General features: G+C 72.9%; 11 protein-coding genes. 1 reads left to right on the top strand and 10 read right to left on the bottom strand.

Annotated features, from left to right (window positions below; translation table 11 throughout):
- Nucleotides 1-25: 25 nt before the first annotated feature.
- Nucleotides 26-1,147: a DUF6777 domain-containing protein gene (locus ACIODU_RS05420; RefSeq protein ID WP_401764171.1), complete on the bottom strand. Its 1,122-nt coding sequence runs from the start codon at nt 1,145-1,147 to the stop codon at nt 26-28.
- Between the two features lie 327 nt (nt 1,148-1,474).
- On the opposite strand from ACIODU_RS05420, the gene ACIODU_RS05415 reads away from it, so the two are divergent.
- Complete coding sequence (locus ACIODU_RS05415; RefSeq protein ID WP_401764169.1) at nt 1,475-2,011, top strand: DUF1990 family protein; 537 nt, start codon at nt 1,475-1,477, stop codon at nt 2,009-2,011.
- A gap of 70 nt (nt 2,012-2,081) precedes the next feature.
- On the opposite strand, the gene ACIODU_RS05410 is transcribed toward ACIODU_RS05415, so the two are convergent.
- The 9 genes from ACIODU_RS05410 to glgA all read right to left on the bottom strand — a co-directional run bounded on the left by ACIODU_RS05410 (nt 2,082) and on the right by glgA (nt 13,195).
- A complete protein-coding gene (locus ACIODU_RS05410; RefSeq protein WP_401764166.1) occupies nt 2,082-3,968 on the bottom strand; it encodes a phospholipase C in 1,887 nt (628 codons plus the stop codon).
- A 160-nt stretch (nt 3,969-4,128) separates the two neighbouring features.
- On the bottom strand, nt 4,129-5,487 hold the full coding sequence (efeB, locus tag ACIODU_RS05405) for an iron uptake transporter deferrochelatase/peroxidase subunit (RefSeq protein ID WP_401764164.1): 1,359 nt from the start codon (nt 5,485-5,487) through the stop codon (nt 4,129-4,131).
- Nucleotides 5,484-6,683, bottom strand: coding sequence for an imelysin family protein (locus tag ACIODU_RS05400; protein ID WP_401764161.1), 1,200 nt, complete (start codon nt 6,681-6,683; stop codon nt 5,484-5,486). Before ACIODU_RS05400 ends, efeB begins: the two co-directional genes overlap by 4 nt.
- 208 nt (nt 6,684-6,891) lie before the next feature.
- Nucleotides 6,892-7,062: a hypothetical protein gene (locus ACIODU_RS05395; protein ID WP_356418968.1), complete on the bottom strand. Its 171-nt coding sequence runs from the start codon at nt 7,060-7,062 to the stop codon at nt 6,892-6,894.
- Nucleotides 7,063-7,287: 225 nt separating this feature from the next.
- Nucleotides 7,288-8,760 (bottom strand): SDR family NAD(P)-dependent oxidoreductase, encoded by a 1,473-nt coding sequence (locus ACIODU_RS05390; RefSeq protein ID WP_356418971.1) that lies wholly within the window; start codon nt 8,758-8,760, stop codon nt 7,288-7,290.
- Nucleotides 8,761-8,861: 101 nt separating this feature from the next.
- Nucleotides 8,862-9,575: a GNAT family N-acetyltransferase gene (locus ACIODU_RS05385; protein WP_401764157.1), complete on the bottom strand. Its 714-nt coding sequence runs from the start codon at nt 9,573-9,575 to the stop codon at nt 8,862-8,864.
- The gene (locus ACIODU_RS05380) at nt 9,572-10,495 is read right to left on the bottom strand and encodes an NADP-dependent oxidoreductase (protein ID WP_401764155.1); all 924 of its coding nucleotides are present in this window, start codon (nt 10,493-10,495) and stop codon (nt 9,572-9,574) included. The genes ACIODU_RS05385 and ACIODU_RS05380 overlap by 4 nt, the downstream gene beginning before the upstream one ends.
- A gap of 266 nt (nt 10,496-10,761) precedes the next feature.
- Nucleotides 10,762-11,979, bottom strand: coding sequence for a glucose-1-phosphate adenylyltransferase (gene glgC / locus ACIODU_RS05375; protein WP_161309183.1), 1,218 nt, complete (start codon nt 11,977-11,979; stop codon nt 10,762-10,764).
- A gap of 25 nt (nt 11,980-12,004) precedes the next feature.
- Complete coding sequence (gene glgA, locus ACIODU_RS05370) at nt 12,005-13,195, bottom strand: glycogen synthase (protein WP_356418980.1); 1,191 nt, start codon at nt 13,193-13,195, stop codon at nt 12,005-12,007.
- Nucleotides 13,196-13,215 lie beyond the last annotated feature (20 nt).

Here is a 13,215-nt window from a genome sequence, read left to right as displayed (position 1 = left end):
TTGTCGGATTCTTCGAGCGGTCCGGTCATTCCTGGTAGGCATCGGGGCCGGTCAGGACGTCACTGACCTGCTCCCGGTCGGGCTCGACGGGGAACATCCCGCCGTCGTCACCGGTCGGGACGGGCTCCGGCTCGGGCTGCGCGGGCGGCTCCTCCTCCGGCGGCGGCTCCTCCGACGGGGGCTCGGGGGGCAGGGTGTCGCCGGGCCGCAGGGTCGTACGGGTGGGGGCGCCGGACTCGCGCGGGGTGCGGTCCGGCTTCGCCGGGGCGGACGGCTCGGGGGTGGCGGAGGGGTCGGCGGAGGGTACGGCCTCCCCGGGCGGCCGTACGGTGTCGGGGTCGGTGATGTCGGCCTCGGGGCCGTACGGCGGCAGAACCTCGGGGAGCCCGTCCTCGTCGCCGTCCGTGCCGGTCCTGCGCTGCATCCAGGCGACGTCGACCAGGTCGACCACCACCAGCCCCTCGACGTCCGTGTCCGCGCGGCTGATGACGACGACGCGGCCGGGGGCGTAACCGGCCCAGCGCTTGCCCCGGTTCACGACCGCGCCCCGGACGGGGACGGGGGCGCGCAGCGGGTTCCCGCAGGCGCAGCGCACCCGCGGCAGTCCCCGCTCGTCGACCATGACGGCGGTGCCGGCCTGGAGCACGGACTGGTACGGGGCGGCGGTCCCGTCGCGGTAGCCGTGACCGGTCACCCGGGCGTCGGCCCGCAGGACCACCGGGGTGAGGCCGCGCAGGAAGGCCGGGACGGCGCTCCCGCCGATGCCGGCGCCCCGGGCGAAGGCGCGGGAGCGGGTCCGGTCCTCGGTGAGGAGGCGGATCTGCCGCTCCACGTCACAGCTGGAGACCGAGCGGGCGGCGCCGTACAGGCCGGGGGTCGAGCCGGGCAGGGCGCGGGCGGCGCCGACGGGCGCCGCGGTGGCCCCGCGGGCGGACCGCCGGGCGGCGGGCGGGCCCTCGGACGTGGCGGTGACGGTCGACTCGGTGAACGGGTGGGCGCCCGGGTCCCCGGCCGGCTGGAAGAACAGCTCCTTGGCGCGCGGCGCGCTCGTACCGCCGCCCCCGCAGCCCGACAGGACCAGCGCGCCCGCGGCCAGCGCGGACAGCGCGGCGAGTGCGGCGTACCGACGACGGTTGGGTGAGCGCACCGGTGTCTCCCGCCTCTTCCTCCGAAGGGTGTCCTCTCATGTCTGACGGAACCTCACCCGGCGCGCAAGCCGGGACGGCCGGGGAGGACCCGTCGCTTGAACGCGTTCAAGCGACGGCATAGGCTGGGTCCATAACTTGAACATGTTCAAGTGCAGAGGGTGGCATGTGGCGTCCGTGCTGGTCAGGCCGGTCGTGACGCGCCGCCCGCTGGTCATCGCGCGGGTGGGGCCCGGCGTCCGGAGACGCCGGGCGCACCGCCCGCGCCGGGTCCGTCCGCACTACGCCGCCGGTGGCCGAGGACCGGCGCCGACTCGAGGAGAACGCGCGTGACAGAGCCCCGTACGGAGCCCGCCCCGGCGGATGCCCCGTTCACCTATCGCGAGGTCGGCGCGACCCGGCTCGGGCCGCTCCCCCGCGGCTACCGGCACCTCTTCCACACCGCCAGGATCGGCCGGGGCCGCCCGGCCTTCGAGGCCGCGGGCGCCGCCGTGACCACCTGGGCGATGCACCGGCGGGCGGGCACCCGGATCCGGGCGCGGTCCGCGCGCGCGGAGGCGGGCGGCGCGGTCGAGGTCTCGCTGGGCGCGGGACCGCTGCGGGTGCGCGCGCCGTGCCGGGTGGTGTGGACGGCGTACGAGAAGGACCGCACCGGTTTCGCGTACGGGACGCTGCCCGGGCACCCGGAGCGCGGCGAGGAGTCCTTCATGGTGGATCTGCACGAGGACGGCACGGTGTGGTTCACCGTGATGGCCTTCAGCCGCCCGGCCCGGTGGTACACGCGGCTCGCGGGCCCGCTGGTGCCCGTCCTGCAACGGGCCTACGCCGTCCGGCTGGGCCGCACGCTGGAGCGCCTGGCGGCCTGAGCCCCGGCGCACGTACGCGGGCGTACGGGGAGGGATCGCGCCCTCCCCGTACGCCCGCGCCTACGGACCGTCAGACCGCCGCGCGGTCCCGGCCGCGACGGCGCAGGTAGGCGCCGCCGCCGAGCGCCACGAGCAGCGCCGCGCCGATCGCGGTCGGCAGCACGACGGACGTCGAACTGCTCGTCGCCGCGAGACCCGCCCGGTCGAGGGTGCCCCCGGCCGGACCCGTGATCTTCGACCTGACCGGCTTCGCCGGGTGCTTCGGGATCGACGTGATCGAGGAGACCGCGCCGTTCTTGCTCAGCAGCACCTGGACGTTGTTCGGGTGCTTGAAGTCGAAGGCGTTGAGCAGCGTGCCGCCCCGGACGTCGAACGAGCCGTCACCGACCCGCCCGGTCTTCCAGTTGTTCTCGATGAACGAGGTGATCGACGCCTGCTCGGTGAGCGTGTGGTCGATGTGGTTCGTCTTCGCGTACGGGGAGATCACGAGCAGCGGCTGGCGCGGGCCGGGCCCGCAGCGGTCCTGGTAGCCGGCCTTCGGCACCGGGCCGCGCTGGCAGGCCTTGCTGTCGGCGGGCTGGTTGTTCGAGCCCGGGGTGCTGTCCTTCGACCCGTTGAGGACGGGCGGGGAGACGTGGTCGTACCAGCCGTCCGAGTCGTCGTAGGCGACGACGATCGCGGTGTCCTTCCACTGCGGCGACTTCTGGATCTTGTTGATCTCCGAGACGAGGAAGTTCTGCTCGTCCAGCGGGTCCGAGTTGCCGGGGTGGCCGTCCTGGTACGCGGCGGCCTTGAGGAAGCTCACGGCGGGCAGCTTCTGGGCGGCCAGGGCCGCGTCGAAGTCGGTGAGGTCGTAGTTGTGGTTGGCCCGCCCGCTGTGCCCGATCTCGTCGACCGAGGCCGGCGCGAGGTGGTGCGGGTTCGCGGTGGACTTGTAGTACTCGAACGGCGAGTGGTGCGGGCTGTAGTCCTTCACGGCCGCGCCGCCCAGGTTGGCGTGCGTGGTGTCGCACTTCGCGTACGTGCCCGGCGTACCGTCCCACGCGGTGCTCGGCCGGAAGCCGCCCTGGAACCAGCCCCAGGTGTCGCCCTGGGCGTTCAGCAGGTCACCGATGTTCTTGCCCTTGAGGGCCGCGAGCGCGCTGGTGCTCGTGTGGTCGCTGTCCGAGCAGTCGTCGTACGCCGGGTCGGGGTCGGCCACGACCGTGCCGACGCCCTTGGCGTCCGGCGAGGCCAGCACGGACGAGCTGGGGGTGGCGGTCTGCTTCGGGTTCTCGGTGCCCGAGGCCGGGTCGACCGAGATCGCGCCGTGCGTCTGTCCCGAGATCAGGTTCAGCGCGCCGGGGGTCGAGGGCCCGAACCCGGAGCTGTACGAGTTGTCGTTGAGCGTGTAGTGCTGCGCGTAGTTCCACAGCGCCGTGACGGTGTTGCCGTCGTAGTAGTCCATGACCAGGCCGGGCTCGCCGAACAGACCGCCGGAGCAGGTGTCCGTCTCGGTGTTCTCGACGAACTTGTCGGCCTTGCCGTTGTTGTACGCGAGCTGCTCGGGCCCGTAGTTGTGGTTCTGCGAGCAGGTCAGCGCCTGCGCCGGGCCCAGCCGCTTCGGCAGATACTGGTTCGGGTTCTTCTTCAGCAGGTTCGCCGTGGCCAGGTTGTTCACCGCCTTGGGCGTCTTCTTCGAGGCGGTGAAGGGGGTGCCGTCGGTGTTCGCGGCCTTCGGGTACGTCGCGAAGTAGTGGTCGAAGGACTCGTTCTCGTCGAAGAGGACCACGACGTGCTTGATCGGGGTCGCGGTCTTCGCGCTGTTGTCCTTGTCGCCCTTGGGGTGGTGACCCGGCGCCGCGGCGGCCGGGGCCACCGAGCCGCCGAGCGCGATGAGGGCGGCGGCGGTGGCGAGCGTCGCCGCCCGTCCCGTCCCGCGCCGGCCCCTGCGCGCCTTGTCTCTTGCTGTGAACATCTGTCACCTATCGCTGCGTGCGCGCCCGGGCGCCCCCGTCGGGCGCCCGGGTGGTGCGCCGTCTGATTGTCGTCAGCATGATCGGACGCCCGTACGCACCACTGCGTGGCCCGACCATGTATCTGCGGTGAATGGTTGGTCAGGGAATGCAAAATGTCCGTCACGCCAGGAGTGCGCTGCCCAGCCAGTCGGCGCGGTCGCGTATCCCGGGCAGGGCGAAGAAGTAGCCGCCGCCGTACGGCTTGACGTAGTCCACCAGGGGTTCACCGGCGAGCTTCTTCTGCACGGCGGCGAACTGCCGGTCCAGGTCCTGCTGGAAGCAGCAGAACACCAGGCCGGTGTCGAGGTCGCCGTTGTCCCGCACACCCCGGTCGTAGTTGTAGCCGCGCCGCAGCAGCCGGGTGTCCGCCGTCGCGGCGGTCCTGGGGTTGGCCAGCCTGATGTGCGCGTCCAGCGGGATCACGTCGCCCTGCGGGTCCTGCGCGTACTGGGGCGCGTCCTTCTCGTGGCCGCCGTCCAGGGGCGCTCCGCTGTCGCGGGAGCGGCCGATCATCCGTTCCTGTTCGTGGATCGAGACCCGGTCCCAGAACTCCACCATCATCCGGATCAGCCGCACCACCTGGTAGCTGCCGCCCGTCGCCCAGGCGGGCTCGCCGGCGCCGGGACGTACCCACACCAGCCGGTCCATCAGGCGCGCGTCCCCGGTGTCGGGGTTGCCGGTGCCGTCCTTGAAGCCCATCAGGTTGCGGGGGGTGCCGGACGGGCGCGGTGGCGAGACGAAGCCCTCCATGCGCCAGCGGATCTGCATCAGCCCCCGGGTGTGCCGGGCGACGTCGCGCAGGGCGTGCGCCACCGTGTCGGGGTGGTCGGCGCAGAGCTGGAGCATCAGGTCGCCGTGACACCAGGCGTCGGCCGGGTCGTCGTCGGGGAAGACGTCCATCGGCCGCAGCCTGCGCGGGCGCAGGGACGCGAGGCCGAAGCGGCCGTCGAAGAGCGAAGAGCCCACCGCGACCGTCGCGGTGAGGCCGTCGCCGGGGACGACCGGGCCGAGGACACCGGAGTCGGGCAGCGGCGCCGAGATGCCGAGCGGGTCGGGCACCCCGCCCTCGGTGAGGAACCGCAGGCGTGCGGTGAGGGTCCGCAGCAGGTCGGTCAGTCCGGCGCGGTCGCGCGCGGTCACGTCGAAGGAGGTGAAGACGGCGTGGCGCTGGACGGGTGTCAGGATGCCCGCCTGGTGGGCGCCGTGGAAGGGGATCGTGTGGCCCTCGGGCCGCTCCCGCACCGGTTCGTCGCCCGCGCGGGCGACGGCGCCCGCTCCCCCGGCCCCCACGGCGGCCCCGGCGGCGCCCGCCGCCAGCGCCCGGTGGAGGAAGGACCGGCGCCGTACGCCTGACGGGGCGTCAGGGGCGCTGCCGGTGACGGCCGTTGGGCCGGTGGCCGTGAGCGGATCCGCGTCGCCGGGGGGCGGGACGGGGGTGGGTCCGGTGGCCATGGAGTCCTCCGTACGGTCGCCGGTCATGAGGTCCTCCGTACGTCGAAGACGACCGCCACCGGGGCCAGTTGTTCCGCCAGGTCGCCGAAGTCGGCGTCGATCCGTTCGCGGTCGGCGCGGGGCAGGGCCGCCGGCGCCCGCCACCCGCCGTGGGACGCCAGCGCGTCCAGGTCCCGCTCCGCGGTCCGCAGTCCGCTGTCGAGGCGGGGCAGGCCGGTGTCGCGGGGGGTCAGCAACGGCCGCAGCAGCGTGACGAGTTCGGCGGTGCCGTCCAGTCCGGCGCGGGCCGACGCGAGGGAGGTGCCGCTGCCGAAGTCGGAGCGGCCCGTGAGGTCCTGCTGGATGCTGTCCTCGGTGATCTCGTGGGTCCGCAGGCCCAGGTCGAGCGGGTCCATACGGGTGTCCGTCCACGTGGTCCGCAGCGTCCGCACGTCCGCCGCCAGACGGTCGGCGGGACCGCGCAGCCCCTTCGCCGGCTCGCCGTGCCACAGGCCGTACTCGACCCGGTGGAAGCCGGTGAAGTCCGGGTCGCGCGGACCGCCGGGCAGCCCGGCGTCGGTGCCGTCCACGGCGGCGCCGAGATCGCCGAACGCGCCGTACGCGCCACCGAGCCTGACGAACGCCAGATGGGCGGGCAGCCAGGCGGCGCGCGCGGCGGCCAGGTCGCCCCGGTCCACCGCGTCGCGCAGGGTGTCGACCCGGGCCACCACACCGCCGAACCCGTCGGCCACCCACTTCTGGTAGGCGAGGGTCACGGGGATCAGGTCGTGGGTGTTGACGGGCAGCACCGCCGGCCCGCCCCGGGCGGGGCCCCGGCTGATCCGTACGGCGGGCCCCGTGACCGCGTCGGTGTCCTCGACGAGGCAGCGGAAGGTGTACGTGCCCCGGCCCAGGGTCACCCGGATCGGGCGGGTCGTGCCGGGCGCGAGTCCGTCGACCTCGCCGAGCAACGCGCCGGTGGAGTCGGTGAGATGGACCTCGGCGGCGCTGGCGGTGTCGTTGCGGACGTCGAAGACCTGGAGTCCGGCCCGGGGGTGCTGCCAGCCCTTGCCGCAGGTCTCGGCGGCGTCCGACGCCTCGACGGCGGTGTGGGGCAGTCCGTCAGCGGCCGGATCGGCCGCGTCGGCACGCTGGGCGACGGTCCGCGCGGGGTGTCCGCCGGGGTGCGCGAGGGCGAGCGCGCCGCCCGTACCCGCCAGGACGAGACACGCGGCGAGCGCCACCCGTCCGCGTCGCACCCGGCGGCCGGGCGGAGGCCCTGCCCGCGGTGACGGAGGGACGTGGTGGAAGAGGTCACGGAGCGGCACAAAAATGGATGCTAGTTGCAGTTATCGCGGCGGACGGGGACGACTCGGTGAAGTTCGGCCGAAATCAAGATGTCCGGCCGACGCCGCGGGCGCCGACCGGACGGACGTCTTCGGTCGCTGTCGGTCAGTCGATTCCGCGCAGGATGTGCGGCTCCGAGAGGTCGTCCTCGTACCCCGCCAGCCGGATCGGGGCCGACCTGGCCCACACTTCGAGGTTGCCGAGCTTCTCCGGTCTGCGGGTCGGTTCGCCGGGCTCCGCGGCCCGGTCGTCGCTCGTCTTGATGTCTGGTGTCACGGCGCACTCCTCTGTGTCGCGCAACTCTGGGACAGGGGCAGTTCCGTCGCGGTGGCGCCGTCTACTCGGGCGGGACCGCGGCCGTGGTAGTGGGCCTGTCCCCGCGCGGCCGTGAGGATGGTGTATCCCCGGGTGTTGGCCGCGTGTGCCCCTCAGATTAACCAGATGAGCGGCTGTCCGCTCGACCGGGCTCACCGGAGGGTGACGTTTCCGGCCGAACGGCCCCTACCAGTTGGCGGGCGCGTAGTCCTTGAGGAAGCAGCCGTAGAGGGCCTCGCCGCGCTCGCCGCGCACGATCGGGTCGTATACGCGCGCCGCGCCGTCGATGAGGTCCAGCGGGGCGTGGAAGCCCTCGTCGGCCAGGCGCATCTTGTCCGGGTGCGGGCGCTCGTCCGTGATCCAGCCGGTGTCGACGGCCGTCATGAGGATGCCGTCGGACTGGAACATCTCCTGGGCGCTGGTCCGGGTGAGCATGTTCAGCGCGGCCTTGGCCATGTTCGTGTGCGGGTGGCCCGCCCCCTTGTAACCACGGCTGAAAACACCCTCCATGGCGGAGACGTTCACCACGTACGTGTGGGTCGCCGCGGCGGCGGCCATCGCCTGGCGCAGCCGGCTGATGAGGATGAACGGCGCGGTGGAGTTGCACAGCTGGACTTCGAGCAGTTCGACCGCGTCGACGTCGGACACCGTCTGCACCCAGCTGTTGGTGTGGTGCAGGTCGGGCACCAGGCCCCCGGCGTCGATGGCGGTGCCCGCCTCGATCCTGGCGAGGCTGGCCGAACCGCCGACGAGCGCGAGTCCGGTGACGTCCGTGGCGGACAGGGCCTCGGCCGCCCCGGAGGGCAGGACCGCCTGGGCACCGCTGCCGAAGGCCCCGATGACGTGCGAGGCGGGGAGTTCCCCGGCGGGCAGGGGCGCGGACTCGGCGGCGAGCAGCTCGCTGTAGGCCTGCGGGGAGCGGCGTACCGTCTGGGCCGCGTTGTTGATCAGAATGTCCAGCGGGCCCTCGGCGGCGACGGAGTCGGCGAGGGCGACGACCTGGGCGGGGTCCCGCAGGTCGATGCCGACGATCTTGAGCCGGTGGATCCACTCGTCGCTGTCCTCCATCGCCTTGAAGCGGCGGATCGCGTCGGTGGGGAAGCGGGTGGTGATGGTGGTGTGGGCGCCGTCGCGCAGCAGGCGCAGCGCGATGTACATGCCGATCTTGGCCCGGCCGCCGGTGAGCAGGGCGCGGCGGCCCGTGAGGTCCGTACGGGCGTCGCGGCGGGCGCGGTTCTCGGCGGCGCAGGACGGGCAGAGCTGGTGGTAGAACGCGTCGACCTCGACGTAGCGGGTCTTGCAGATGTAGCAGGAGCGGGGGCGCCGGAGGATGCCCGCGATCTCCCCGGCGACCGACGACGAGGGCAGCAGCCCCTGGGTCTCGTCGTCGATCCGCTCGGCGGAGCCGGTGGCGGTGGCCTCGGTGACCGACCGGTCGTGGGCGGTCTTCGAGGCGCGGCGCTCCTGGCGGCGGCGCTGCTTCACCGTCCGGTAGATCCCGGCGGTGGCCCGGCGCACGGCGATCGCGTCGGGGTGGTCGACGTCGATCTTGTCGAGTTCGTCCAGCACGCTCAGACAGACGGCCAGCCGGTCGGGGTCGATGCCGGGGCCGTGCGTCAGGCTCTCGCCGTACGCCGGGTTGTCCTCTGTCACCGTCATCGCCGCTGCCGTTCCTCGCTCGCCCGCGCGCTGCTGCGCGGGTCACTCGTGCGCAGGTCAGGAGCATACCGATGTGTCGGGTGTCAACAAAATCCCTCAGGTCACCCGGTGCTCACCCGGCTGGTGTCGGGCAGCGGGACGCGGGCGTCCAGGAAGGTGGTGGTCTTACGGAGCCGGAAGCCGAGCGATTCGTACAGCCTGATGGCGTTCGTGTTCTGCGCGGCGGTGTGCAGGAACGGGACGTCGCCGCGCTCCCGGATGCCGTGGGCGACGGCGCGGACGAGCCGCGCCGCCAGTCCCTGGCCGCGATGGGCGGGGTCGGTGCAGACCGCGCTGATCTCCGTGTGGCCGACGGGCCGCATCCGCTCCCCGGCCAGGGCGACGAGCGCCCCCTCGCGGCGGATGCCGAGGTAGGTGCCCATCTCGATGGTGCGGGGCATGAAGGGGCCGGGCTGGGTGCGCGCGACCAGGTCGAGGATCTCGGGGACGTCGTCGGCGCCGAGCCGTACCGCCTCCTCGTCCGGGGCCGCGACCACCCCGTCGTCGATCATCTGCACCCCCGCGATGCTGAAGGTGATCTCCCAGCCGGCCGGCGGGGGCACCCGCAGGCCGGGGAGGGCGACGGTGTTGCCGGGCCCGGTGATCGCGGCGATGTCCGCCCAGTCCTCGTCGTCCGGCTGGTCGGGGAGGGCCAGCCAGGGCGACACCTCGGGCGGGTAGCGCAGCAGCCGGCCCCGCCGTTCGGCGAAGTGCGCGTGCGGCCCGCTCAGGGAGGAGTAGGCGGGGTTGTCCAACGGGTGCGACACGGTGTTCATGCTCCGATCTCGATGACGATCTTGCCCTGGATGTGGCCCTCTTCGACGGCGCGCAGCGCCTCACCGGCCCGCTCCAGCGGGTACGTCCCGGTGACGTACGGGCGCAGCACCCCGCTCACGGCGAGTTTCGCGACCTCGTCCAGGACCTCGGCCTTGCGCAGCCGCCGTACGGACTGCCCGCCGAGGCGTTCGGCCGTCGCGTGGTCGCCCGCGCTGATCAGTTTCGTACGGTCCTTCACGAGGTCGGCGACGGCCTCCAGGTCGGCGCCGCCGACCAGGTCGAAGACCGCGTCGACGCCGTCGGGCGCCACGGCCCGTACGCGCGCGGCGACGTCGGGGCCCGGGGTCACGTGGACGACGCCGAGCGATTCCACGAAGTCCTTCTTGCCGGCGCTCGCCGTGCCGACGACCCGCAGGCCGCGGCCGATCGCGATCTGGGCGGCGGCGACGCCCACGCCGCCGCCGGCCCCGGTGATCAGCAGGGTCGCGCCGGGCGGGAGGTCCAGCTGGTTGACGCCGTCGTACGCGGTCGCGGCGGCGATCGGCAGGGTGGCGGCGTCCGTGAACGACAGCGCGTCCGGCTTGTGCGCGGCGTTCCCGGCCGGGACGAGGGTGTCTTCCGTGTACCCGCCGGTGGCGGCCGAGCCGAAGACGGCGTCGCCGGGCGCGAACCCGGTGACGTCGGGTCCGACCGCCTCGACCACGCCGGAGACCTCGCCGCCGAAGACGACGGGGAAGTGCGGTGCCGGGGCGCCGGGCCTGCTGAAGCCGGTACGGATCTTGTGGTCGACCGGGTTCACCCCGGCCGCGCGGACGGCCACGAGCAGCTGTCCGGGGCCCGGTGCGGGCCTCTCCGGCAGCTCGACGAGTGCTTCCGTCTCGGGACCGCCGTTGCGGGTGAAGACGTATGCCTGAGTCATCGGAACTCCTCCGTTCGGCCGACGGTGTGGCTCGGTGTCGCCGGGCCTCGGTAGTCGTACCTCGGTAGCCATACCTCGGTAGCCGTACCTCGGCCCACAAAGAAGGGAAAGCGGATCACCGGACGGCTATTCCCGGGGTCACACGCTGTTCATGCCCCCGCAACAAGCCGCGACGGGGCGCGACGGAACGGGCGGCCGGGGAGATCCCCGGCCGCCCGCCGTCACCGCGCGTCCTTGTGTCGGCCGACGGGGGCCGGCCCATCGGGTCAGGCGACGACCTGCCCCTTGCCGAGGGCGATGATGCCGTTCTTGGAGACGGTGTAGAGCGCCCCGTCCCGCTCCGGGTTGACGCCGATCGTCGCGCCGGGCGGTACGTCCACGTTCTTGTCGAGGATCGCGTTCCTGACCACCGCGCCCCGCCCGATCCGTACGTTGTCGTGGAGCACCGACCCCTGCACCACCGCCCCCTCCGAGACGACCACCCCGGGCGAGAGGACGGAGCGGGTGACCTGGCCCCGGATGACACAGCCGGGGCTGACGATCGACTCGCCGGCGATGCCGCCCGCCACGAAGCGCGCGGGCGGCAGCTGGGTGGAGTGGGTGTAGATGGGCCAGCGGCGGTTGTCGAGGTTGAAGGCGGGCTGGTGCGAGATCAGGTCCATGTGGGCGTCGTAGTACGAGTCGAGCGTGCCGACGTCACGCCAGTAGCCGTGCTCGGCGGGCGTCTCGCCGGGGACGTGGTTCTCGGTGAAGTCGTACACCTGGGCGGCGCCGCGCTCGGTGAGCATCGGCAGGATGGAGCCGCCCATGTCGTGCACCGAGTTCTCGTCCTCGGCGTCCCGGTGCAGGGCGTCGACCAGGACCTTCGTCGTGAAGAGGTAGTTGCCCATCGAGGCGAAGACGCGCCCGGGGTCGCCCGGCAGGCCGGGCGGGTCGGCCGGCTTCTCCAGGAAGCTGTCGACCTGGACGCCGTCCGAGGCCGGGGTGATGATCCCGAACGAGGAGGCCTCGGCTCTGGGCACTCTGATCCCGGCGACGGTGACGCCCGCGCCGTTCTCGATGTGCTGCTGGAGCATCTGGCGCGGGTCCATGCGGTACACGTGGTCGGCGCCGAAGACCGCGATGTAGTCGGGCTGTTCGTCGTGGACGAGGTTGAGCGACTGGAGGATCGCGTCCGCGCTGCCCAGGTACCAGTGCGGGCCGAGCCGCTGCTGGGCGGGGACCGGGGTGACGTAGTTCCCCAGCAGGCTCGACATCCGCCAGGTGGTGGTGACGTGACGGTCCAGTGAGTGCGACTTGTACTGCGTGAGCACGCAGACGCGCAGGATGTCCGCGTTCACCAGGTTGGACAGGACAAAATCGACGAGGCGGTACGTACCGCCGAACGTCACCGCCGGTTTGGCCCGGTCCGCGGTGAGCGGCATCAGGCGTTTGCCTTCCCCGCCCGCCAGAACGATTCCGAGCACCGAAGGTCCACCGCGCATCGCCGCTCCCTACTCGTCCGTACTCTCAGAAGCCCTGATCGGACTTCAGCAGTTTCCGGTACACCTCGCGCGTACGCAGGGCCACCTGGTCCCAGCCGAATTCGCGTACGGCGCGCTCCCGTCCCGCTACCCCCATCGCGGCCGCCGACTCCGGATCGTCCAGAACCCGGTTGAGCGTTTCGGTGAGGGCCGACTCGAAGGCGGCCGGGTGGCGCTCGTCGTACGGCACGAGCAGGCCCGTACGCCCGTCGTCCACGACCTCCGGGATGCCGCCGACCGCGGAGGCGACGACCGCCGTCCCGCAGGCCATCGCCTCCAGGTTGACGATGCCGAGCGGCTCGTACACCGACGGGCAGACGAACACCGCGGCGTGCGTCAGCAGTTGGACCACCTCGGGGCGCGGCAGCATCTCGGGGATCCAGTGCACGCCGTCGCGGGTGCGCTGCAACTCCTCGACCAGCTCCCGGAACTCGCGCTCGATCTCGGGGGTGTCCGGGGCGCCCGCGCACAGCACGAGCTGGGCGTCGGGGTCGAGGGCGCGGGCGGCGCGCAGCAGGTGCGGGACGCCCTTCTGGCGGGTGATGCGGCCGACGAAGAGGACGAACGGGCGCTCGGGGTCGAGGCCGATCCGCTCCAGTACGTCGGTGGCCGGATCCGGCTGGTACAGGCGGGTGTCGATGCCGTTGTGGACGACGTGCACCCGGTCCGGGTCGAGCGCGGGGTAGGCGGCGAGGATGTCGGCGCGCATGCCGTGGGAGACGGCGATCACCCCGTCGGCGGCCTCGACGGCCGTCCGCTCGGCCCAGCTGGAGAGCGCGTACCCGCCGCCGAGCTGCTCGGCCTTCCACGGGCGCAGGGGCTCCAGCGAGTGGGCGGTCATCACGTGCGGGATGCCGTGGAGGAGTTTGGCGACGTGGCCGGCGAGGTTCGCGTACCAGGTGTGGGAGTGGACCAGCTCGCGGCCTTCGAGCGCGGCGGCCATCGCCAGGTCCACGGAGAAGGTGCGCAGCGCGTCGTTGGCGCTGTCGAGCCCGGCGGCGGCGCGGTGGCGGAACACCCGGTCGCGGGCGTCGGCCGCGGGGTCGGCGCTCTCGCCCCAGCAGTGCACGTCGAGATCGGTCAGCGTCCGCAGCTCCCGGGCCAGGAACTCCACATGGACACCGGCCCCGCCGTAGACGTCCGGCGGATACTCCCGCGTCAGCAGCCCCACCCTCACGCCGTACCCCTGTCCTAGGT

Source organism: Streptomyces sp. NPDC088261 (assembly GCF_044740805.1).
Lineage (GTDB): Bacteria > Actinomycetota > Actinomycetes > Streptomycetales > Streptomycetaceae > Streptomyces.
This window is presented reverse-complemented; position numbering and strand designations above follow the sequence as displayed.